We start from the raw sequence: 23,134 nt of genomic DNA, 5'->3' as shown, positions 1-23,134 counted from the left end.
TTATCAAGCATCTTTGGAATAAATCCATATTCTTTCATAAACTTAATGGCTGAGCAGTGATTGCCATAAAAACTTGTCGAAGAAACAATTGCTGTCAGGATAATTTCGCTGTCACTTACATGTCTTCTTACATCTTCCGGATGATTAATTCCTTGTAAAATATCGTCTATTAAACAAAAAATTGATATAATTTTGTCTTTACAAAGCATGGGTAAGGTTTATTGGTTCGCAAAACAAATTTACTGAACCTGTGCTTTGTTTTTTTATTACCTCTAAACTAGCAACTTGAATTAATTAAAAAAACTTTTTCTACATTTATAGAGAAATAAAAAATTACATCCCTCTTTAGATTATAATAAATTTTTTAGAAACACTTCTATATGAAATATCCAATCTTACTTCTGTTAATTGCATTTTACTCTGTCGCATCTGCACAAAAAGAAAAAAAATATTTAGCTCAAGTTCATCTGGATGGCAAATATGGGTTTATTGATGTCTCAGGACATGAAGTAATTCCTCTTATTTACGATGCTGTCGGCTCATGGGGCAACAACCTCGTACCTGTAAATATTGGAAAATACACACCCGAAGTTGGATTACCAGTTTTAGAGGCTCCTGGTCCTGCTGAAGTAGAAGCTAACAATGCTATAGGGTCCAATTCCAATAAGGAAAAGATTGTTTCTATAGATTATACTACTGATAATTAATTGAGAGCACGGAAATGTGCTCGTGGTGTTGTAGCGAATCGATCTAATTTAAATGTCAATAACAAAACGGTTATAGGGCGCTGCAAAAGAAGCGCTATAAATTTGGGGCAGAATCTTGGCGATTACCTTTCTCTATAAAGCTGGCTTTCGTGAAATCAAAACCTAATAACTGTAGGTTCGAATAACAGAGCGACCGCCTCCACCTAATCGTAAACTTTCCAAATAGTTAACTCCAATTTTAAGCTAGATACTATAATAGAACTAATTTTGATAATTTAAACGTCTAACTACCAATCCTAAATAATTCTATACGCAGCAGTTCCATGGGTTTAACATGAATGCACGGACAATACTGTTCCGAATTAATCATCAGATTTACAAACTTTTACAATTGTGTCCACAGTGCGGACACAATTGTAATTGTCACATAAAAAAATGCAAAAAACAATAAAGATTGATATTATTATTACATTTATTGCACAAGCAAATTATGGTATTCACAACCTCTGCCACAAGAAGTTAACACCCTAAGTTAAAGTCATAGACGGGGATAAAAGTTTTTTCCTTTATAAAACTATCAAAAAAATTTCTTGAATTGAAAAAACATTTTATCTTTGCACCCTCAATGAGAAAATGATTGCGTCTTACTGGAGGAATGGCAGAGCGGTCGAATGCGGCAGTCTTGAAAACTGTTGACTGTAACAGGTCCGGGGGTTCGAATCCCTCTTCCTCCGCTGAAAGCTTGAAAAGTATGGGATACTTAAAAGTATAAAAAAGCCTAAAAAATTAGCAGCCCTGCAAATCTAGTGATTTGCAGGGCTTTTCATTTATACTCTTTTGCAGATTTATAGACGCTGAGTTTCGTGGCGCATTCGTGGCGCATTCAGAAGTGAGCGTTCCTGTGCCACAAATTTCACTCTTAACACACTTTGTGGCATAATCATGGCATATCATAAATTCTGGATTAAAAACCGATATAGACACCACCTTAGAATCAAGGTTCGTATCGGGGTGAGTCCGCCAATATTAAACTCAAAATGTGATTGATGTTTATACATAAGCTTTGGATAATCTTCAGATGACCTGGCAAGTTGAGATTACAAAAACTCCCGACAAAATAATTATATTCACGCCATACTGACGCCATTAAAATAGTTATATCTTGTTTTTTGTATCAACATCATATCCAATATACTTAAAGCTTATAAAGAACCTAATGACAGGATCAGCGAACTGACAAAAAACATTACTAGAATAACTGATAATATACATTTTAACAAAAAAATACCCGTAAGGGATTCTGAATAAAATAAAACCCTTCATATTTCACTCTTTTACATTTCAGTGCTTTTTCGTATCATTGTAAATCATAGATAGGCAGATGTTTTGTCTGCAAGAATAAGGTTAATTTCAATAATAGTTTTTAATTACGTCCACACTGCGGACGCAATTCAGAAAAATATTTTTTTTTTCAATATAGCAGTAGAATAAGCGATTATATGGCAGACAACAGCAATAGTTTAAAGATTTTAGAAAATGATCTATTCATTGAGTTATCACAACTTATAGAACAAAACAAACAACAAATAACGGTTCAGGCAAATAGTACCGTTACCATTTTGTTTTGGCAAGTTGGTAATCGTATCAATCAGGATATCCTACAGAACAAACGTGCAGATTATGCAAAACAAATTGTGTCGACAGTGTCGACACAATTGAAAGAACGATATGGTAATAATTTCGAATTAAGAAATTTACGACGTATGATGCAGTTTGCGGAGCAATTTACCGATTTGCAAATTGTGGTGCCATTGTCACGACAATTGTCTTGGTCGCATTTTGTGGAATTATTACCATTAAAAACTATCGAATCAAAACTATTTTATGCACAAAACGCATCAAATAATTTATACGGAATCAGAGAACTAAGGCGACAAATTGCTTTGAAAGCTTATGAAAGAACAAACATCGCAGATGCACAAATAATCGAATCAACTAAAATTCCATTCAATACATTCAAAGATCCATATATTTTAGATTTATTAGGTTTGCAAAATACTTTTTTAGAAAAGGATCTGGAAGAGGCAATACTTCACGATTTAGAAACTTTCATATTAGAACTAGGCAAAGGGTTTACGTTTGTAGAACGCCAAAAACGAATGATTATAGATGGAGAAGACTTCACTTTAGATTTGCTTTTTTATCATCGAAAACTAAAACGATTAGTTGCCATAGAATTAAAGTTAGGGAAATTCCAAGCCAAACACAAAGGGCAAATGGAGTTATACCTCAAATGGCTGGACAAATACGAAAAACAAGAAGGAGAAAACACCCCAATAGGACTAATTCTTTGTGCCGAAAGTAGCCGGGAACAAATAGAACTTCTCGAAATGCACAAAGACGGAATAATGGTTGCTGAATATTGGACAGACCTGCCTCCTAAAAAACAGTTCGAAGAAAAAATTCATATCCTTTTAGCAGAGGCAAGGGAAAGAATAGAAAGAAAAAAGTTGATATAGAAAACGAATAATAAGAATATAAAACAAAAAGAGCTGGAGCATAAAAATGACCCAGCTCTTTTTTCCCGAAGAATTTCTTCTATTTTTTCAACATCGTAAAGAAATATATCTCCCAATTTGGTATACGGAAGCACTCCCATCTGCCTGTATTTTATAATCGTATTATTAGACAGCCCAAATATCTTTTTTAAATCCTCATTTCTGTAATAAGTAGGTCTCAAGGTTTTCCCTTTACTGATTTTTCAATCGATCACTTCCAGTTTTAGTATTAAAGGTAACCCAGTAATCTTTCTCTATTAAAATCTCAGAAACCTTAAAATGTTCAGCATCAATTACAATTACCCCTTCAAAACTATCTTTGTCTAAATGTAAATTCATTATTCTATATTCCAGAGATTAATAGTAGGCAATAATTTCACGGTAATTGAAAACTGATAACGGCTTGAAGGATTAATTGATGCCTTGAGCTTCTTTAAATGACCCTCTTTCTTTGTATCTTCCAGCACGGCTCCAAGCAGCGCCCTTACTTTAGGAGGATACAATATACCATAAGATACCAGCTTTTTAATCTCATCATTTTTTAAACGGCCAATTTCTTTTTTTAAATAAGCAAGCCCGTCTTTGGCCTGCATATCTGGAATAGAATTAAAATCTTTCATAACATCCAGAATTTCAAGATATCGTATCTTATCGGGTGTAACCTTCACATAACTCTTCGCAGGTTTTACAAGCACACTTCCCGCACGTCCTTTTATCTGCCTGTCATGAGAGGCAACACGCACCGAATTTGGAACCTGTGTCGTGAGTCCCAGTCTGTTATATAGCCTTGTACCAGTAATATAAGCAGTTTGCCTGCTGTCCTCATACAAATATAGTCCCAGAAGTGCTTCCTCTCTGGGCTTCTGCTCACCGAAAACACTTACTTTGGGTTTATAATAATATCCTTTTCGTGCTCTTTTAACTATACCCTTGGAAGTTAACCTGCTAAGAGCTTTTGCTCCTGCCATAACTTCATCAGCAGAAAGACCAAGCGAGGCATATCCAAATACTTCTCCGGGCGCAATCTGTTTTATTCTGCGGTTTATTTTATCTGTTGTTGTCATAATACATTGCAAAGATAATAATTATATGCAAAATGTCAAGTTTTATCCATAATTTACTTGACATTATTTCTAAATATTTCTTTTTAGTATTTATCAGTTTGGTCGTCTGTGAGTCTGTTTTAAATCTTCTGGAGATAATTCTTTTGGAAGTGTTCCCAAATTCCATATTTCTAATATATGCGATTAGGAAGGTTCACCAGAATTTTTTCATAATCTGAAATACCTATAATTTCACCTTTATCATTTATACCAATATAAATCTTGTCTCCATCAGCATTTGCAAAAGCAGAAATATACTCGAAATACTCATCTCTCCACGATAGTTTCCACTCTATATTTTGTTTTTCAATAATAATGAATTATTGTTCTTTAATAAATTCCTTTCAAAGATAAAATATTTTAAAGTAGTAAAATGTTCAATTCGAAATTCCAATATATACTTCTCTCCTCATGTTGAGAATATTCTAATTCTTTAAAGGAAGTGATTTTATTCTCCTTGAATATTATTAGAAAACACTTTATAACTTTAATTTTTTGTAAAATAAGCGCTTTATAAATGCAAAAATTTGTGTAGAGTACTTAATTTAGGTTTGATTAGCTTAAAAATTTAACACCACTATAATTATATAATTTTTTTTCCATCATAAGCATCAAACAATTCTTAGATGTAAAATCTTTTCCATTAAAACAACGTTTGTATAAATTATTTTCCAATAAGACTAAAAAACAAAATTAAATGAACAAGTTGAATATGTAAAAAACAACTTTACATCATGAAATTTACAAAATTAAAATTTTATCACTGCAAAACCTTTCATGTTCACCTCGTTGAATATAGCCAAGCTGGTTTGTTACCAGTTTTGTATTGCCAATTGCAAAGTCTTTGGTATTGTAGTGACTGTGCCCATAAATCCAGCTCATTGGTTTTGACAACTCAATAAGTTCTGAAAGCTCGACAGCAAAAGCCCCATTCAAGGGACTATTCTCATACATTTTTGGATATTCTTTAAAAGTCGGGACATGATGAGTTGTGACAACAATTTTTTTAGAATCTGGGACCTCTAGAATCTTAGTAATAAAATCTAGACTCTCAAAATAAAGCTTATTATAATCATCTGCTGAAAACCTTGTCCCATTATATTTAATAACATGAAAATCACTAAGCCCTCTTTCAATATTCAATCGGGAAACCGGACTAATGTGGGACCATAGAGTCGAGAAAACCAGTTTTAAATTATCATATTCTACAACATAATTATTTAGAAGGATTACATTATTTCTAATCTTTTCATAAAAAGTTCCTGTTTTAAGAAGAGCATCAAAATAGTAATACTCATGATTTCCAGGAATCCAATATGTCATTTGGAAATTATCGGATAAGAAATCAAAAAAATCCTGATGTTTATCCATGAGCGTAAAAGGTACAATATCACCTGCCAGAATTAAGATATCTCCATTTGGAATTAAGGGATTATCTCTCATAAATTCTTTGTTTTTAATAAACTCCAGATGCAGATCTGAAGCATATTGAATTCTGTTTATCTCCATATTTTTATTTCTTAAAGAACCAAGACTACCAAAAAGAAAGTCAGTTACTCTATATATTGTTATTAAAAAAATGATTCATTCAGTTACCATTCTCACGAAGTGTTTCCTCAATCTTTACACTGTCATATAAAAATATATCTCCCAATTTGGTATATGGAAGCACTCCCGTCTGCCGGTATTTTATAATAGTATTATTAGACAGCCCAAATATTTTTTTTAAATCCTCATTTCTGTAATAAGCAGGTTTCAAGGTTTTCCCTTTACTGATTTTTGAATCGATCACTTCCAGTTTTAACATTAAAGGATCTATAATATTTTTAATCTCCATTATAAAAGCCTGTCTCTTTTCTTTCTTTGTCATAATTGAATTGTTTGTTAATGTTATAAATTCTCTCTTCCTCAGCTTACCAGTTCTCAAGTTTTCTTTTCCGCTCCATCAATATTCCAATCAAGTCATCTAAAAATTTTATCTGTTTTTCTTTATAAGTATAACCTTTACACTCAGAAAACTGCCTACTTATTCTAGTTATATTTTTCTGAACTCCTTCATTATCTCTATATGTAAAATTTCCACTTATAAATTCCTGAAAACTGATCCGATTTTTTTTCACATCAGCTGGATCAAAAAATAACAGACCTTCATCCATCAGTATATAAAAAAGAATTGCAAGCTCACTTTTACTATAAGAGCTTTTGCATCTTTCCGACGATGATAGATTAATCTGAGATTCACTTAAGAGCAATAAGTTTTCTATCTTTTTTACCCTCATATCGAGTTTAAAAAAATTATCTAAAATATCATAGGTCTTGGATTTCGTCATTTAAATAAGTTATTATTTCTGATTTTTTTTCATTAGAAGTTTCTGTCGGACAATCACCAACAATGCTTGTATATTATTAAAGCTGTAAAACCAATCTGATTATAAACAATGCTAAAATAATTGTCGAAAGTGGTATTATCTGTGCCATTTGTCACATTATAATTTTTTATTTATTTAACATTTAAGTATTTACACTACATTTAACTAGCAGTAAACCCCAGCAGACATGATGAATTTGAATATAATTATGTATTTTAAGAAGATCATGTATAAGAGTAAAAATCACCGAATTTTATAGTATAAAAATGTATTTTAAAAACTTCAAAGTATCAAAAAAGAATATCAAATAGCTTTTTTACCGCTAAAGCAGTAAATATTACGATACTTGATTTTAATGAGTTCAGGAAAAGTCTATTGAACAAATTTGACCTATATCATGTGATAATTGTAAATATTTGTGAAATAGCGATTTTATAAATGCAAAAATTTGTGTTAATCACCACTTTTTTAGTCTTTAGCTTTAAAAATTTGCAAATACAACTCTTTAATCTTAAAAATTTGTAATTCAACAGTGCCTTACGCCTAAAAATTTGTGCGAAGACAAAAATAATTGTACCTTAGCTGGAAATATTTGTGATATGGATAAAACAACACCACTCCATCTACAGGAAATAATTTTTTCATCAAGTGATCCTGAAATAAGCAGATCCATTTCAAAATTAACAAGAGATGGAAAACTTCGCAAAATTGCTGCAAAAATTTATACGCCTAATTTTGATTCTGATGCTTCCGAGATAATCAGAAGAAATCTATATAAAATTTTGGGTCACCTTTATCCAGGAATTTTACTAAGCCACCGCTCCGCTTTAGAATTTGCTCCAACACAAAATGGAGAAGTTTTTTTAACTTATAGCTACGACCGTAAAGTTTCACTTCCAGGTGTAACTTTAAATATTACAAAAGGATATGCCCCACTTCCAGGGGATAACGAAATGAGTAATGGCTTATTTGTATCTCAAAGAGAAAGAGCTTTTTTAGAGAACTTTCAAGATTCTCGAAAATCAGCAGGACAATTGAAAACACTGGAAAAAAAAGAATTAGAAGAAAAACTTGAAAAGATTATAAGAATACAAGGTGAAAAAGGGCTCAACGAACTGAGAGATAAAGCCAGAACGATAAGTGAAGAATTGAAATTCCACAAAGAATATACTAGATTAAATATTATTATAAGCGCACTCCTTACTACTCATACATCCAGTGTTCTTACTTCTCCTGTTGCACAGGCCAGGGCATTTGGAAATCCATATGACCCTTCAAGAATCCAACTTTTTGAAAAACTATTTATCGAATTGCAGCAAAGAACCTTTGCTGATATCACAGACAAAAATATAAATTCTGAGCAGTTTAGAAATTTTGCTTTTTACGAAGCGTATTTTTCTAATTTCATAGAAGGAACTAGATTTGATGTAGAAGATGCCCGCAAGATAATTACAACACAGACTCCACTTCCCACAAGGAATGAGGATTCGCATGATGTCCTAGGCACGTTTCAAATTGTGAGCAGTAAAACAGAAATGTCGATTGTTCCTACAGATGTTGAACAACTTATTAATATGCTTAAGTATCGTCACAAAATACTTATGAGTGCCAGACCAGATAAAAATCCTGGAAACTTTAAAGAAAAAAACAATTTTGCTGGAGATACAGCCTTTGTAGATTTTAGCCAGGTTCTGGGTACACTGCATGAGGGTTTCAATTTTTATCGTGCAATCTCGCATCCATTTGCCAAGGCTGCATACATGATGTTTATGATTAGTGAAATACATCCTTTTTTAGATGGCAATGGAAGAATTGCCAGAATAATGATGAATGCAGAACTTGTTAATGCAGGACAGTCAAAAATTATAATACCGACTGTTTTCAGGGAGGACTACCTTGGAGGTCTACGCCAACTTACCAGAAGATCCGAGCCTGACACTTATATTAGAATGCTACAGCGTGCTCAACTTTTCAGCGCTTCTATTTCCGGTATCGGTACAGAGGAAATCAACACCGTTCTGGAACAGAGTAACGCTTTTAAAGAAGGTGATCAATACATCTTACAAATAAAGGCTACATAGATCAGACTTAATTCGACCTAAAAAGAGATTTATAAAATATGTACATAAAAAATAAATTGTTTTGATATAATTTGAAATATTTATGTGAGTTTGTCCAACATTACAAATAAAAAAAACGTATTTTTACGTTTTAAAAAACAGTTAATCATAACCTATTAAAAAACAAGATGTTACGCTCTAAATTTACGTATTTTAAAGTTTGTGGCGCATTCGTGGCACAGCAGGTAAAAAAATATTAGAAATGCAGTATACAAGCGGGATGCGGAGCTTAGGTTCGAATCCCTCTTTCTCTGCGAAGTCCCGAAAAGAAAGGAAAGTTCAACTTTTTAAAGTTTTCAAAAAAGCCTATAAAAGGGCAAACCCTGCAAATCCAACGATTTGCAGGGTTTACCCTTTTATACCACTTTTCAATATTTATAAAATCGCGCAAAATCTTTGTGGCGCGTTCGTGGCGCATTTGGAAATTTTGAAAATGTGCCCAAAAATTTTATCTTAAGTACTGATATCAAAGAGGTTAAGTATGTTTACATCTTGTTTAAATGAGGTTATAATTCTACATTTACTAATCTAATAAGTTGAATTATGCTAGAGAACAGCTTTGGGGTAATATTCTTTTTGAATGCACCCTGCCAAAAATGAGAGTAAAACGCCAGTGAGACATTGAATCCATAAATAAGGCCGACTTGCGCAAATCTTATCCTTTACCTGAATAAAGAAAATATTATCAAAGCTATTAAAAGATCTCTTTCTACTACATCTTTAAACAATTCTTTAACAAGGTATTGATAACTTTCAAAAAATGTATTATTAAATATACTCAAATTATTTTTTCCATTATTTTTTAGTTTATATCATTTCAATACCCCGTACAATAGTGTTTTTAATGTTACTGTACTATCGATCAAATATTCCATTTTGTTCTCCTTTTGAATATCTTACTATGAAAAATTTAAAAGAAAAAACTATTAAACTATTCAGGTATTTCTGAGCTCTAAATTCTATTGCTAATAACCCAAAAGTATCAAATAATAACCAAAACGGCTTAAATAATAATTGGCGTTATGATAGTTCAAAACATATCATACATTTGCTTCACAACAACCAAAATAAAACCACGTGAATCCAAAATTCCGTTTAACCGTTTTCTTATTAGTTAGTATTATTTGCAGCAATCTAAATGCGCAAAATGCTCAAATAGATAGTTTAATGAGCGTATTGCGTTTAACCAAAGCGGATACTGCAAAGGTTAACAGATATAATACAATTGCCGATTTATACAAAGAAATCGATCCTGATTCTACTTTGTTTTACGCTCAAAAAGCAGCGATATTAAGCACAAAAACAAGTTATACTTTTGGTCTGGCATCGTCTTTTACCAATAAGGGAAACGCTTCTATTATTTTGGGAAATTATCCTGCTGCCTTAAAATATTTTAAAAATGCCCAGACCGAATTCGGAATAGCACTGAAGCAAAATCCTGGCAAAAAGGAACTCAAAAAGGGTTTGGCGCGTGCCTATGCAAGTTCCGGTGTAGTATATTATGAACAAAATAATTATACGCTGGCGTTGAAAAATTACGAACAAGCCTTAAAGTTATATCAGGAAATTCAGGAACAACAAGGCATTTCTAAAGTATTAAATAACATTGGAACGGTCTATAAATCACAGCAGATTTATCCCAAGGCTTTATATTATCTCAAAGAAGCATCCAAAATACAATTGGCTCTCAATGAAGAAAATGCACCAATAACGCTCACTAATATCGGCGTTATTTATTTTGAATTGGGCGAGTATAAAAATGCAATTCAGTATTATGAAAAAGCAAAAAAAGGATTTGAGAAATACCAAAACAATCGCGGATTTGCTCTTTTAAACAATTATCTGGGTGATTATTATAATAAGCAGAATAATCAGGGTCTGGCACTCGAATATTATCAAAAAGCATTGGCTTTATACGAAGAAATCCAAAATAAATTTGGCGCTTCTCTTGCCTTATATAATATTGGATCGCTCTTGCAGGAACAGAAAAAATACAGCCAAGCGCTTCCTTTTGCAATAAAATCATTGGCGTATGCAAAAGAAATTGGCGTACAGGACCAAACTTTTCATACAGAACAATTACTGAGCGAATTGTATGAATCTCTAAACGACCCGAAAAAGGCTTTGGCACATTACAAAAATTTTATCATTGCCCGCGACAGCATTCTTAATCAGGAAACCAATAAAAAATTTGCCATAGCAGAAATGAATTATGAGTTTAATAAAAAAGAAGCTTTACTTTCTGAAGCGCATAAAAGACAAATTCAACTCGTTATTTTTTCCATCTTCGGAGCATTATTATTAATTGCGCTAAGTATGGTAATTTATAACCGAATGCAGGTAAAACGCCAACTCACATTGAAAAAAGAAGTGGCCGAATACGAACAAAAAGCATTGCATTTGCAAATGAATCCGCATTTTGTTTTTAATTGCCTGAGCTCAATATCGAGTTTCATTGTTCAGAATGGAACGGACTCTGCCCTAAAATATTTGTCGAAATTTTCTAAGTTAATGCGTCTTACGCTTGAATATTCTAAAGGTTCCCTGATTCCGATTGATAAAGAAATCGAAAGCCTTCAGAATTATCTGGAACTTGAACAGCTTCGTTTTCATGATAAATTTGAATTCGAAATTCAAGCCACCGAAAACGTGGAATTTAATATGGGATTACCGCCATTATTGATTCAGCCTTTTGTCGAAAATGCCATTCTTCATGGTATGGTTCCCAAAGAAGGAAAAGGAAAAATAAGTGTCAATTTTGATGTTCAGAACCAACAATTGGTTTGCATGATTACCGATGACGGAATTGGTTTATCAGAATCGAAAATTTTAAAAGAAAACTCGGTTACGGCGCATCAATCAATGGCGTTGGACATTACCAGAAAACGATTGAAGATTATGGAATCAATCACTTCCAAATCTGCAAAAATCGAGATCATCGAATTAAATTCGGCACAACAAAAAACAGGTACCAAAGTTACTTTGTTCCTGCCAATTCAATATATACCATAAGCTATACTACCAAAATTATAATACAAAAAACCAATGATAACAGCCTTACTAATCGACGACGACAAACATTTAAGAACGGGTTTAAAAGCGCTTTTAGACCGTTATACCAATGACATTTTTATTGTTGGAGAAGCCGAAAGTGTAAAAACCGGAATCGCCGCCATACAAAAATTGCGTCCGCAGGTTATTTTTCTTGATATTCATTTGACCGACGGAACGGGTTTTGATATTCTGGAACAAATTTCTAAGTTGAACGATAAACTAAAAGCCCACGTAGTTTTTATTACCGCTCACGAACAATATGCGCTGAAAGCTTTTAAATTCAGTGCCTTAGATTTTATTCTGAAACCTGTAGATCCTGAAGAATTACAGCTGACAATGAACAAGATAAAAGAAGCTGTCGGTAAAAATAATTCATTTGAGAACATCGATTTATTGCTGGAAAACATCCGAAAGAAAGTAGATAATTTCAAACGAATCGCATTATCGACCAGTGACGGAATTCATTTGTTTGAAGTTTCGGATATTATTCGGTGTGAAGCCAAAATAAATTACACGCAGTTCTTCATCAAAAACCACAAGCCTGTTTTGATTTCGAAAACACTTAAGGAATACGAAGAACTACTTTCTGAACATGGCTTTGAGCGCATTCACCAATCGCATTTAATCAATTTATCTTATCTGAAATCATACATTAAAACAGATGGCGGTTATGTGATTATGGCTGATAATGCCAATATTCCGATTGCCCAGAGCAAAAAAGAAAAATTACAAGAATTAATCAATTCACTTTAATACAACACTATCCCCAATATTTTCTAACGAAACCAATCATCAAAATTATGAGAAAAAAATTACTCTTATTGCTTTTACTATTTTCTGCAATGGTAAACGCACAAAACATCGCTATACCCGACGCTAATTTTAAAGCAAAATTGCTCGAAGCAGATGTTACTAATATTATAGCATTTAATGCCGCTGGAAACGCTATTAAAATTGACAGTAATAATGATGGCGAAATTCAAAACAGCGAAGCGCTGGCAGTTTCCAGACTGCGCGTGTGGAATGCAGCTATTTTTGATCTAACCGGAATTTCAAGTTTTACGAACCTTAAAAATTTAGATTGTACCAATAATTTGCTGCTCAATCTTAATGTTAGCGCTTTAACAAATCTTGTTACTTTAAATTGCTCCGGAAATTTTATTGCGACATTAGATGTAAGTGCATCACCAAATCTTACGCAGCTGTTTTGTGATGGCAATAGGTTATCAAGTCTGAATTTGAATGGTCTGACCAAACTTACCATATTGTATTGCAGTAACAATCAATTGACAAACCTGGACTTAACTGGTCTAACAGATCTTACTGCGTTTATTGGCGAAAATAATAAACTTACAACCTTAAATGTAAATGGATTACTGAATCTTAAAACTATAATTTGTATTACCAATAAACTGGCAAACTTAAATGTAAACGGTGCAGCAAATCTCGAAGAATTATACTGTAGTTATAACCTGCTTACAAGTCTTGATGTCAGTGCTTTGGCTAAACTTACTCAGTTAAATTGTTTTTACAATCAAATTACGACTTTAGATTTAAGCAATGCACCACATCTTAAAGGTTTAAGCTGTGGCGAAAATAGTATTGCGACTTTAAATTTAAACAATCTAACAGAACTTACTACTTTGGAATGTTCGTATTCGCCAAACAATTTAATCATTAATGGAACGAATTTAAATGCGCTTAAAAACTTCCAATATACGGGTTCAAATTCAGTTTTAACCCTAAACGGATTTCAAGGTATCGAAAACCTAAACTTAACTTTACCTCAGGCAAACGTAACGGTAAATGTATCCGGTTTTAACCCGCTTGCTAACTTGTATTTGTATGGCAACCCAACGACCACTTTAACAATAAACGGTTCGGGCGTGACGAATATAAAAGGAATAAACTGTTCTAATAGTCAGCTTACTACTTTAAGCCTAAACGGATTAAGCAATTTGAATTCTTTAATTTGTAACAATAATAAATTAACTGCTTTAAACCTTACCAATTTATCTAATCTTGAGTATTTAGATTTTAGCCGAAATAAAATTAGTACTATTGATCTAACTAATATCCCTAATTTAAAGCATTTAGATGTTAGCAACAACAAACTTACAAGCCTAAACCTTAACGGATTACCAAATATTGAATATTTAAATTGTTCTAGTGATGCTTCAACAGATATTATAGGCAATCAGCTCACGTCATTAGATGTGGCAGGTTTAACCCATCTTAAATTTTTAGATTGTTCTAACTATATGTTTGACAATGTACTGGGCGCGTTAGGAAACCGAATCACTTCTTTAGATGTCAATAATCTAATTCATTTAGAGCAATTAAAATTGTCCAAAAATCGTCTTGCCACTTTGGTTGTAAACGGATTAACCAATCTTACTACTTTAGATTGTTCTTATAATCTGCTGACAAGTTTAGATTTGATTGGTTTAACGAATATCACAAATCTAAACTATTCTCATAATCAATTGTCTAATCTAAATATGATTGGCCTAATTAATATTACCGAATTAGATTGTTCTTATAACAATATAAGTGCGCTAAATGTTGAAGATATGCCTCATCTTACCAAATTAAATTGTGGTAATAATCAAATTGCAACATTAAGTTTGAATGGCCTAAACCAAATTACGAATTTATATTGCGATAATAATAAAATTGCAGCTCTTGACGTAAGTTCGTTTCTCAACCTGACAGATTTAAGCTGTAACAGCAATCAGTTGACAACGCTTGATGTAAACAACTTAACAAAGCTTGTTTATTTGCAATGCACCGGCAATAAACTGCCCAATATTACGGTAAGTGCCTTAACAAATCTTATCAATTTTAGCTGCAGCTATAATGAATTAACAAGTCTTGACGTATTGCCGCTTACTAATCTGGCTTATTTTCAGTGCGATAACAATCAGCTTACTACTTTAGATGTAACTACTTTGACTAATCTTGCGGAGCTTAATTGTGGTTTTAATCAGCTTAGCAATATTGATATAAATAATTTGTCTAAATTAAGAAGTTTTATATGTGCTCATAATCAAATTACAATACTGGATGTACATAATTCTCCAAATATTGAAGGGCTTTATTGTAATGATAATCAAATTGCAACACTGGATGCGAGTGCGCAAAACAAGCTTACTTATTTGTGGTGCCAAAACAATTCATTGACCACTTTATTTATAAAAAACGGAAGTAATGAAAGTGATTTAAGATTTTCAAACAACCCAACATTAGCTTATATCTGTGCTGATGATGCGCAGTTAGCCAGTGTGCAAACAGATCTTAATAATCAGGGAATGACGACAACAGTTTCTAATTCTTATTGTAGCATAAGTCCCGGCGGACCCCATAATACACTTATTGGAACCACTATTTTTGATGGTAATAATAACGGCTGCAATGTTAATGATCCTTTACATCCAAATATTAGAATCGACATCAACGACGGTTCTACTATTGGAAGTGCCTTTACAAATTCTGAAGGAATTTCGACCTTTTACACACAATCCGGAACCTATGATATCTATCCAAATATAGAAAATGCATCCGCATTCAACATTTCACCCGCAACAGCTTCTGTTACATTTCCAGATGATAATTACAATATCAGCAACCAAAGTTTCTGTTTGTCTGCAAATGGCGTTCTTCCTGATTTAGAAGTCGTGATTAGCCCAATTACACCCGCAAGACCAGGTTTTGATGCCACATATAAAATTGTCTACAAAAACAAAGGAAACCAGATTCTGTCCGGCAATATCACATTAACATTTGATGATTCAAGATTAGATTTACTTTCGGCACAACCGGCAGCAGATGCTCAAACGCCTAATAATTTAAGTTGGGATTACAACGCTCTTTTACCTTTTGAAAGCCGCGTTATCGAGTTAGTATATAATGTAAACTCTCCTCAGGAAACTCCTGCCGTTAACAATGGCGATATATTAAACTTCGTAACATCAATAACACCAGTTGCAGGCGATGTAACACCTACAGATAATACATTTGCCTTTAATCAGATTGTTGTGGGAGCTTTTGACCCGAATGATATAACGTGTTTAGAAGGTCCGAGTGCTTCTCCTAGTACGATTGGTGATTATCTGCATTACATCGTTAATTTTGAAAATACCGGAACTTATGCAGCCGAAACTGTAATTGTAAAAGTAGTTGTTGATGAAAGCAAATATAACATTCATTCTTTGCAGCTATTAGATACCTCTCATCAGGCGCAAACCTTTATTCATGGCAATGTAGTTGAGTTTGTCTTTAAAAACATCAATTTAGGTGCACCTGAAACTGCTAACGGAAAGACTAACAAACCTCCGGTTGGCGGACATGGAAGCATTTTATTCAAAATTAAAAGTTCTGATAACCTTATTAGCGGTGATCATGTTGAAAAACAAGCCGATATCTTCTTTGATTATAATTCGCCAATTGAAACCAATAAAGCCGAAACTATTTTTAAATCCTTGGGAATTAAAGATTTTGAAACGGATAAAAGTATTGCATTATATCCAAATCCTACGAAAGGAACTGTGAATATCAATTGCGACAATACCATCAAAAAAATTGAATTATTTGACGTTCAGGGAAGAATCCTGCAAACTAAAATTGAAAACAATAATACAGCACAGCTGAATATTTTTAACAAATCAAACGGGCTTTATTTCATCAGAGTTACAACAGATAACGGAGTTAAAGTCGAAAAATTAATTAAGGAATAAATTTAGGTAATTATTATTCCATCTTAAAAAGCCTTCTAAAATGATTCGATTTTGGAAGGCTTTTTTTTAATCCTCCACAAAGGATTATTAAGCCATTGCATACAAAATATTATATATTTTGAAAATAAACCGCATACTAAGAACTTTGAAGAACTTATTAGAATGAGAAGAAGATCTGAAACATTTTTAGATTTTAAGTTTTGTGTGATTGTTGCTCCCTTTGTCAGTTTCTTATGGGAGTAGAAAATTGATGGTGTAAAACCAAATAGCCATGCTATTAGATCGATGGTTTACGCAAGGACTAAATATTATGAAAAATTAAAAAAGTCAACAAAAAGCCTTTTTGTGCAATATTATTTGCTCACTTACTTTATTTTTTTTCATAAAAAAACCTATTTTTACGGGGCTTTCAGTCCCTCTTTTTTATTTTGTTTAGAAATGGAATTTGAAAGATTTGGCGTTTTAACCTCTATTTTTTGCTAATTTTAGATAGTGCATAACATCTATAAATGATTCTATTATAATCTTGAAAAATCAAAACCATATTATTAAACAATTTGAACTTTCACCTCATTCAAAGGCAGGAATTATTATTGTTAATATGGAGAATGAAGAAGCTAATGAGCACGATGTTTCTAAACCACACCGAGATAATCACTGTCAATTAATGTTAGCATTAAATGGAAATTTTAAATTAAATATTGATTTTGAAAATATTGAATTTACGGCACCTGCTTTACTTTGTATATTTCCTGAAGAAGTTCATCATATTATAGAGGTACAAAACCCTAAAGGATGGATGATTAGTTTTGATTCCTCATTAGTTAGCAAAGAAGTTCTGCAACTTTTAGAAAACAAAATCAATAATCCATTTTTGCTCGAACAAAGATCTAATTTTTATCAGCAACTTATAATTCTGATGGATTTAATAGAGAAATTACAGTCAGAAAACACAAATAACTATATTCAAAAAAGTATCCATTCGTTACTAAATGGTCTTTTAAATCTAATTTCGGGAGAAATAGTTTCTAATTTATCCCTTGATAAAGAGAAAGAAAATCGCAGCATTATAATTAAAGAAACTTTTATTAGGTTAACAAAAGAGCATTTTAAAACATGGAAAAAGCCTTCACAATATGCTTCGGCACTTTCTATTTCGGTTGCTCATTTAAATGATACTGTCAAATTGTTAACTGGAAGTCCTGTATCTGTTCATATTCAGGAAGCATCTGTTTTGGAAGCTAAAAGGCTGTTGTATTTTACGGATAATAGCGTTAAGGAAATCGCTTATGAGGTTGGTTATGACGAACCGGTTTATTTTGGAAAACTTTTTAAAAAAGTAACAAACTTCACTCCTCTTGAGTTTCGAAAAAAATTCCGTGATTAGGACTATCTTTCCCCTTATTGAAACTACATTAAGAGTTCCTGTTACAACTAATTTTGCATTATAATTAATAATACAATTGATATGCAAAATGAAATTAGTATCCCAACCATACTTTATGCAGTACGAAAAGTGGGTAACGCCTTTTTAAAAGATTATAAGCAAAATGCCATACCACAGACTATGGATGAACTCTTGAAACAATTAGAGGATATTGACATATTCTGTTTGACTTCTTTAAAAGAAGATTTATCTAAGGAATTTCCAAGTATTCCATGGCATATTGGCGACGAATTTGATACTGATTCACAAAGAATTCCAGCAGAACAGAATGAATATTGGCTTTGTGACGCAATGGACGGTGCTATACAATATCTTCAGCACATTGCTGGATGGACCATAAATCTGGCACTTGTACGTCACGGAAAACCTTTTTTTTCTGTTATCTATGATCCTTTATCTAATGAAATATTTTGGGCAAAAGATGGCGAAGGTGCTTTTATGAATGGTAAACTTCTAGAACTTAGCCGCAAAACAGATTTGGCAATTATGCTTGCTGTTTTTGAATATGGACATCAGGATAAATCAAACAATAACTTATATGATAAAATTGGTTCTAATGTAACTAAACTGCTTAAGAATTTTGGAATTGTTAGAAATTACGGACCACACGGCTTACAATTAGCTTACGTTGGTGCGGGAAGAATCGATTTGTTTGTTGAGGAAGATCTTGATACTTATAATTGGATTGCCGGATTACTTATTGCCAAAGAAGCTGGTGCAGAAATCCTGACAGCAGATGGGACTCCATGGAAATGGGGAAGCGAAAGTTTATTGGCTGCGCCAAAAAGTATTTCTGAAAAATATTTTCAAATTAAATCAACAAACTAAAATGAATATAGCAACTATAGGAGCCGGAGCCGGAATTGGGTTACAATCGGTAATACAAGCGCTCCAAAAAGGACATACCGTAACGGCGTTATCGACAAATACAGATCAAATTCCAAATCATCCTAATCTAATTAAAATAAATGGCAGTGCTACGTCTACATTAGATTTAAAAAATGCAATAAAAGGTTCTGATGTTGTACTTATAACTGTTGGAACAAAAAATAAAAAAGCAACTACTTTATTTTCTGACATTGCAAATACATTGATTGAGGTTACTGATGATTTAAATTTCTCTTCTCCTGTTCTCGTAATTACAGGTTTTGGAGCAGGAAAAAGTAAAAATTATTTGAGTTTATTTATGCGAACGATTATTTCTTTATTCCTGAAAGACCAATACATCAATAAAACAATAATGGAAGAAATAATCACGAATAGTGCCCTTAAATGGGAAATAATCAGACCCGGAATGCTTACAAATGCAGATGCAAGTTCAACTTATAAAGTAATTTCCGGACTCCAGAAAGGAATGAAAATTTGGAAGATTTCAAGAGCCGATGTTGCCCAATTCTTAATTACCGAAGCAGAAAATCCAAAAAGACTTTATCAATATGTCGCCTTGACAAGTTAATTGACAAAAAAACAAATTACTCTGTTTTTTATTAGATTCACACTAGGTAGTTCGAATCTCTTTTTCTCCGCCAGCAGAAGTTTCAAAAGAAACATTCAAAGTCAAAAGCCTTTAAACATCAATGTCTAAAGGCTTTTTCTTTCTGGCATACTTTTCAAAAATTACCTATTTTATCAAAGAATAGTGTACTTATTTCAACACCTATCTTGTATCTTTTATTTGTTCTGTCAAATTGTTTTAAGATCTATAAATACTATTGAGCATCCCAAGATGCACTAGGATAATAAATAGAACTTGTTACCGGAGCTTTCCAGTACTCTTGACTACCACCACGGAAAGTATGAAGGCTTACTGCATTAACATTTCTTTTAGAATCGTTAGTCACCCAACGAATTGTTTGATTTAACATCTCGGTACCATTTACATAATATTTGACATATCCATTGGTATTTGACCCAGTATTTAACTTAACAGATATCTGACAGTTATATGTCACTCCTTCTTGTATGTAATACTTTTTTCCAAAATCATTACCAAATTGTCCAGGCTGATCTTTATAATAGACGTACGGTTGGAGATAAGCTCCGCTTCCTTTGGCACTATTTGACCCATTTGGACAATACCACATAAATCTGGCACTACCGCCATTACCATCCCATCCCGGGTCGCCACCAGTATTCTGATCGCCAATAAGTATGCCATACCCGCATTTACCGCCTCTGCTCCAATAAAATCCGGAATTAAATTTCATCTGGAACCAAACGGTGTAAACACCCTCTGACCAAACGCCATACGATGTACATAAGCCACCTGGACACGATAATGTATTTGTTTGCAACGTGATCGTTCTGGCTCCCGCACTACCTAACACAGCAGCTGCAGCAGTCTCTTTTTTAGTACTTTGCGACTCGTCCTTGTTAGCGCTTTGTGACACGTCTTTGCTAGTGCTTTGTGACACATTTAAATCTTGTTCCTTTTCACAGGAATTAAACATTAATACTATAAATAGTAAACATGTTAGTTTTAGGATTTTTTTCATTTTTAAAGGTTTAGGGTTAGTAAATAATTAATTGTTAGTAATTAACACTGTAAAGTTCATTAATAATAATTGACATGAGGAGTAATAAAGTACGTTTTTACGTACACAAAAATCCCATTATGTATTTTGGACATATTTTTTTAGATTTAAAACAATATCTAGCACTCAAATAATTAAGTATTTAAAATATTATACATTAAATCAGATTAATTATTTTAAACAAAAAACCTCCAAAATCAAATGACTTTGGAGGTTGTCTAAAAATTTGCTATTAAGATTAATGATTTTTTGCAATCAAGTTGAAGGTTACAAAATTTTCCTGAGTATGATATACTAAATTTGCAAGTGCTATCATTTAAAAACGGTTTATTATATAACTAAGATCTTCTTCTGCGTAATTTATTTGTCATGATGCGAAAGCAATATTTCCAGTAAGGGATAACTATTTATCTTGCCAACACTTGCAGGCCAATATGTTTTTTTTTTAAATAATCTAAAAAATCATCTCGGTAATTCAGAAAAGATATTTGCGAATCCTTTCACAAATGTAAGAGCATAAAATTTGAGTTGTTTTTGCATTTTATTTATAAAATCAATTGGCAATCTTAAATACTGTTGCCTCTACAGTTATATTGATTTGTTACTATAGATGACTTAGCTGTATTTATTGTTACATAAATTCAAATCTGTAAAAAACAAAAATCAATGTTTTTACAAAAGCATAAACATCTGAAATATAACCATTTCATTGCCAAAAAAACTAATTTTAATTTGTATTTTAGTTAAAAATATATCCAAACGTTTATAATCTTTTAAACCTAAAATCATGCGCCCTACACTCCTTTTACTAACAATTCTATTAACTGTTTCCTGTAAAAATGAAACTAAAACAGAATCACTTTCAGATTATTTCACTTATAATAAAAACGATGAAGTTGAATCGGCTGGCGTAAAAATGATTCCAATTAAAACACCTATTGGCGAATTTAAAGTCTGGACCAAACGATTTGGTGATAATCCAAAAATAAAAATATTGCTATTGCATGGTGGACCAGCGATGACACATGAATACATGGAATGTTTCGAGACTTTTTTTCAACGGCAGAGCTTTGAATTTTATGAATATGACCAATTAGGATCTTATTATAGCGATCAGCCAAAAGACAGCAGTTTATGGACTACGGAACGTTTTGTGGAAGAAGTAGAACAAGTACGAAAAGCAATTGGAGCAGATAGCAGCAATTTTTATGTACTTGGAAATTCCTGGGGAGGAATTTTAGCGATGGAATACACACTGAAGTACCAAAAGAACATGAAAGCTTTATTGGTAGCAAATATGGTAGCAAGCGCGCCCGAATATGGTAAATATGCAGACGAAGTATTAGCAAAGCAAATGAAACCGGAAATATTAGCAGAAATTAGAGCTCTGGAAGCTAAAAAAGATTTTAATAATCCTCGTTATATGGAGTTGCTTATTCCTAATTTTTACAAGCAACACTTATGCCGATTAAAAGAATGGCCAAATGGCTTAAATCGCGCTAACAAGCACATTAATGGAGAGATATATACCTTGATGCAGGGTCCAAGTGAATTTGGTATAAGCGGTCGATTAGCTAAATGGGACATTAAGAATCGTTTACACGAAATTAAAATTCCAACATTAATGATTGGAGCAAAATACGACACAATGGATCCAAAAGCAATGGAAAAACAAAGTAAATTAGTTCAAAATGGCAGATTTTTATATTGTCCAAACGGAAGTCATCTAGCAATGTGGGACGACCAACAAGTCTTTATGGCTGGTGTTATTCAGTTCATAAATGATGTAAATTCCGAAAAGTTTTAGAAATTTTGTTCAAACTTGATAAAACTTAATAAAATAAGAAATCTATTTTACAAGAAAAGCATTTAGATCAAAATTCAGAGGGGGTTAGGAATGTAGAATATTTGTTTTTTAGGCTAACTAATATTTATGCTTAATTTTTGTTGCTCCACAGGTTTTCGTCTTGATCCCAATTATAAATCATTATCAAACCATATTGAATTATTTTGACAACAGAAGCACCAACGCTTCGGCAGAATCTTTCAACGCAAAAATAAAAGCATTTAGGTCAAAATTCAGGGGCGTTAGAAATATAGAATACTTCCTTTTCAGACTAACTAATATTTATGCTTAATTTTTGCTACTCCACAGGTTTTCGTGTTGATCCCACTTTTCGAGTTTCGCCCAAATTCCAGTATTATATAAAACAAAAAAAATCCCCATCAAAAAATGATGAGGATTTTCAAAAGAAAGGCGACGACATACTCTCCCACATAACTGCAGTACCATCTGCGCAGGCGGGCTTAACTACTCTGTTCGGGATGGGAAGAGGTGAGCCCCGCCGCAATAACCACCTTAAGAAGTTATAATTGCTTTGGGCAATTTTCTTTTAATTAATAATTGATAATTAACAATTCATAATTAAGAGTAATATCTTAACATACTGAGATAAAGAAAGTATTTTAGTTTTAGAAAGTTTCTTCTCCCGACCGCAGTCGGGAG

The 23,134-nt window shown here is 32.7% G+C and carries 18 protein-coding genes, 1 tRNA gene, 1 rRNA gene and 1 pseudogene; 12 read left to right on the top strand and 9 right to left on the bottom strand.

Annotated features, from left to right (window positions below):
- Positions 1 to 209 (bottom strand): annotated as a pseudogene (locus EAH81_RS26960) (IS982 family transposase); the annotation flags it as partial.
- Between the two features lie 171 nt (positions 210 to 380).
- Between EAH81_RS26960 and EAH81_RS26955 the strand changes: the two are divergent.
- The 3 genes from EAH81_RS26955 (at position 381) to EAH81_RS26945 (ending at position 3,226) form a co-directional block, all read left to right on the top strand.
- Positions 381 to 707 carry a WG repeat-containing protein gene (locus tag EAH81_RS26955; RefSeq protein ID WP_140512074.1) on the top strand — a complete coding sequence of 109 codons (327 nt, stop codon included), beginning with the start codon at positions 381 to 383 and terminating at the stop codon, positions 705 to 707.
- A 649-nt stretch (positions 708 to 1,356) separates the two neighbouring features.
- Positions 1,357 to 1,441 (top strand) — tRNA-Ser (locus EAH81_RS26950).
- Positions 1,442 to 2,206: 765 nt separating this feature from the next.
- The gene (locus tag EAH81_RS26945) at positions 2,207 to 3,226 is read left to right on the top strand and encodes a YhcG family protein (RefSeq protein ID WP_140512073.1); all 1,020 of its coding nucleotides are present in this window, start codon (positions 2,207 to 2,209) and stop codon (positions 3,224 to 3,226) included.
- Between the two features lie 231 nt (positions 3,227 to 3,457).
- Here the strand turns inward: EAH81_RS26945 and EAH81_RS27585 are convergent, their stop codons facing one another.
- From EAH81_RS27585 to EAH81_RS26920, 6 genes are all read right to left on the bottom strand, one after another.
- On the bottom strand, positions 3,458 to 3,604 hold the full coding sequence (locus EAH81_RS27585; RefSeq protein ID WP_161595868.1) for a hypothetical protein: 147 nt from the start codon (positions 3,602 to 3,604) through the stop codon (positions 3,458 to 3,460).
- The gene (locus EAH81_RS26940) at positions 3,604 to 4,329 is read right to left on the bottom strand and encodes a DUF6088 family protein (RefSeq protein WP_140512072.1); all 726 of its coding nucleotides are present in this window, start codon (positions 4,327 to 4,329) and stop codon (positions 3,604 to 3,606) included. Before EAH81_RS26940 ends, EAH81_RS27585 begins: the two co-directional genes overlap by 1 nt.
- Positions 4,330 to 4,499: 170 nt before the next feature.
- Positions 4,500 to 4,664, bottom strand: coding sequence for a helix-turn-helix domain-containing protein (locus tag EAH81_RS28195; RefSeq protein WP_410501123.1), 165 nt, complete (start codon positions 4,662 to 4,664; stop codon positions 4,500 to 4,502).
- Between the two features lie 445 nt (positions 4,665 to 5,109).
- Positions 5,110 to 5,877, bottom strand: a complete 768-nt coding sequence (locus EAH81_RS26930; RefSeq protein ID WP_140512071.1) for a metallophosphoesterase — start codon at positions 5,875 to 5,877, stop codon at positions 5,110 to 5,112.
- Positions 5,878 to 5,956: 79 nt separating this feature from the next.
- The gene (locus EAH81_RS26925; RefSeq protein ID WP_140512070.1) at positions 5,957 to 6,238 is read right to left on the bottom strand and encodes a helix-turn-helix domain-containing protein; all 282 of its coding nucleotides are present in this window, start codon (positions 6,236 to 6,238) and stop codon (positions 5,957 to 5,959) included.
- Between the two features lie 43 nt (positions 6,239 to 6,281).
- Positions 6,282 to 6,698, bottom strand: a complete 417-nt coding sequence (locus tag EAH81_RS26920; RefSeq protein ID WP_140512069.1) for a hypothetical protein — start codon at positions 6,696 to 6,698, stop codon at positions 6,282 to 6,284.
- Positions 6,699 to 7,336: 638 nt separating this feature from the next.
- Between EAH81_RS26920 and EAH81_RS26915 the strand changes: the two genes are divergently transcribed.
- From EAH81_RS26915 to EAH81_RS26885, 7 genes are all read left to right on the top strand, one after another.
- A complete protein-coding gene (locus tag EAH81_RS26915; RefSeq protein WP_140512068.1) occupies positions 7,337 to 8,818 on the top strand; it encodes a Fic family protein in 1,482 nt (493 codons plus the stop codon).
- A 1,116-nt stretch (positions 8,819 to 9,934) separates the two neighbouring features.
- Positions 9,935 to 11,869, top strand: coding sequence for a tetratricopeptide repeat protein (locus EAH81_RS26910; RefSeq protein ID WP_140512067.1), 1,935 nt, complete (start codon positions 9,935 to 9,937; stop codon positions 11,867 to 11,869).
- Positions 11,870 to 11,902: 33 nt separating this feature from the next.
- The gene (locus EAH81_RS26905; RefSeq protein WP_140512066.1) at positions 11,903 to 12,664 is read left to right on the top strand and encodes a LytR/AlgR family response regulator transcription factor; all 762 of its coding nucleotides are present in this window, start codon (positions 11,903 to 11,905) and stop codon (positions 12,662 to 12,664) included.
- Positions 12,665 to 12,711: 47 nt separating this feature from the next.
- Entirely contained in the window at positions 12,712 to 16,647 is a 3,936-nt protein-coding gene (locus tag EAH81_RS26900; RefSeq protein WP_140512065.1) for a leucine-rich repeat domain-containing protein, read from the top strand.
- A 526-nt stretch (positions 16,648 to 17,173) separates the two neighbouring features.
- The gene (locus EAH81_RS26895) at positions 17,174 to 18,034 is read left to right on the top strand and encodes an AraC family transcriptional regulator (RefSeq protein WP_140512064.1); all 861 of its coding nucleotides are present in this window, start codon (positions 17,174 to 17,176) and stop codon (positions 18,032 to 18,034) included.
- Between the two features lie 81 nt (positions 18,035 to 18,115).
- Positions 18,116 to 18,922, top strand: coding sequence for an inositol monophosphatase family protein (locus EAH81_RS26890; protein WP_140512063.1), 807 nt, complete (start codon positions 18,116 to 18,118; stop codon positions 18,920 to 18,922).
- A gap of 1 nt (position 18,923) precedes the next feature.
- A complete protein-coding gene (locus tag EAH81_RS26885; protein ID WP_140512062.1) occupies positions 18,924 to 19,550 on the top strand; it encodes an NAD(P)-dependent oxidoreductase in 627 nt (208 codons plus the stop codon).
- Between the two features lie 253 nt (positions 19,551 to 19,803).
- On the opposite strand, the gene EAH81_RS26880 is transcribed toward EAH81_RS26885, so the two are convergent.
- Positions 19,804 to 20,508 carry a polysaccharide lyase gene (locus tag EAH81_RS26880; RefSeq protein WP_241676667.1) on the bottom strand — a complete coding sequence of 235 codons (705 nt, stop codon included), beginning with the start codon at positions 20,506 to 20,508 and terminating at the stop codon, positions 19,804 to 19,806.
- A gap of 907 nt (positions 20,509 to 21,415) precedes the next feature.
- Between EAH81_RS26880 and EAH81_RS26875 the strand changes: the two genes are divergently transcribed.
- Entirely contained in the window at positions 21,416 to 22,435 is a 1,020-nt protein-coding gene (locus EAH81_RS26875; protein ID WP_140512060.1) for a proline iminopeptidase-family hydrolase, read from the top strand.
- Positions 22,436 to 22,595: 160 nt separating this feature from the next.
- A complete protein-coding gene (locus tag EAH81_RS26870) occupies positions 22,596 to 22,766 on the top strand; it encodes a transposase (RefSeq protein WP_317130514.1) in 171 nt (56 codons plus the stop codon).
- Between the two features lie 114 nt (positions 22,767 to 22,880).
- Here EAH81_RS26870 and rrf read toward each other — a convergent pair.
- A 5S ribosomal RNA gene (rrf, locus tag EAH81_RS26865) occupies positions 22,881 to 22,990 on the bottom strand.
- Positions 22,991 to 23,134 lie beyond the last annotated feature (144 nt).

It is taken from the genome of Flavobacterium pectinovorum (assembly GCF_006438875.1).
Lineage (GTDB): Bacteria > Bacteroidota > Bacteroidia > Flavobacteriales > Flavobacteriaceae > Flavobacterium > Flavobacterium pectinovorum_A.
This window is presented reverse-complemented; position numbering and strand designations above follow the sequence as displayed.

Coding starts and splice junctions, on each gene's coding strand:
- EAH81_RS26925 (WP_140512070.1), bottom strand. CDS start 6,238: ATGACAAAGAAAGAAAAGAGACAGGCTTTTATAATGGAGATTAAAAAT.
- EAH81_RS27585 (WP_161595868.1), bottom strand. CDS start 3,604: ATGAATTTACATTTAGACAAAGATAGTTTTGAAGGGGTAATTGTAATT.
- EAH81_RS26900 (WP_140512065.1), top strand. CDS start 12,712: ATGAGAAAAAAATTACTCTTATTGCTTTTACTATTTTCTGCAATGGTA.
- EAH81_RS26885 (WP_140512062.1), top strand. CDS start 18,924: ATGAATATAGCAACTATAGGAGCCGGAGCCGGAATTGGGTTACAATCG.
- EAH81_RS26940 (WP_140512072.1), bottom strand. CDS start 4,329: ATGACAACAACAGATAAAATAAACCGCAGAATAAAACAGATTGCGCCC.
- EAH81_RS26905 (WP_140512066.1), top strand. CDS start 11,903: ATGATAACAGCCTTACTAATCGACGACGACAAACATTTAAGAACGGGT.
- EAH81_RS26945 (WP_140512073.1), top strand. CDS start 2,207: ATGGCAGACAACAGCAATAGTTTAAAGATTTTAGAAAATGATCTATTC.
- EAH81_RS26875 (WP_140512060.1), top strand. CDS start 21,416: ATGCGCCCTACACTCCTTTTACTAACAATTCTATTAACTGTTTCCTGT.
- EAH81_RS26930 (WP_140512071.1), bottom strand. CDS start 5,877: ATGGAGATAAACAGAATTCAATATGCTTCAGATCTGCATCTGGAGTTT.
- EAH81_RS26955 (WP_140512074.1), top strand. CDS start 381: ATGAAATATCCAATCTTACTTCTGTTAATTGCATTTTACTCTGTCGCA.
- EAH81_RS26915 (WP_140512068.1), top strand. CDS start 7,337: ATGGATAAAACAACACCACTCCATCTACAGGAAATAATTTTTTCATCA.
- EAH81_RS26890 (WP_140512063.1), top strand. CDS start 18,116: ATGCAAAATGAAATTAGTATCCCAACCATACTTTATGCAGTACGAAAA.
- EAH81_RS26920 (WP_140512069.1), bottom strand. CDS start 6,698: ATGACGAAATCCAAGACCTATGATATTTTAGATAATTTTTTTAAACTC.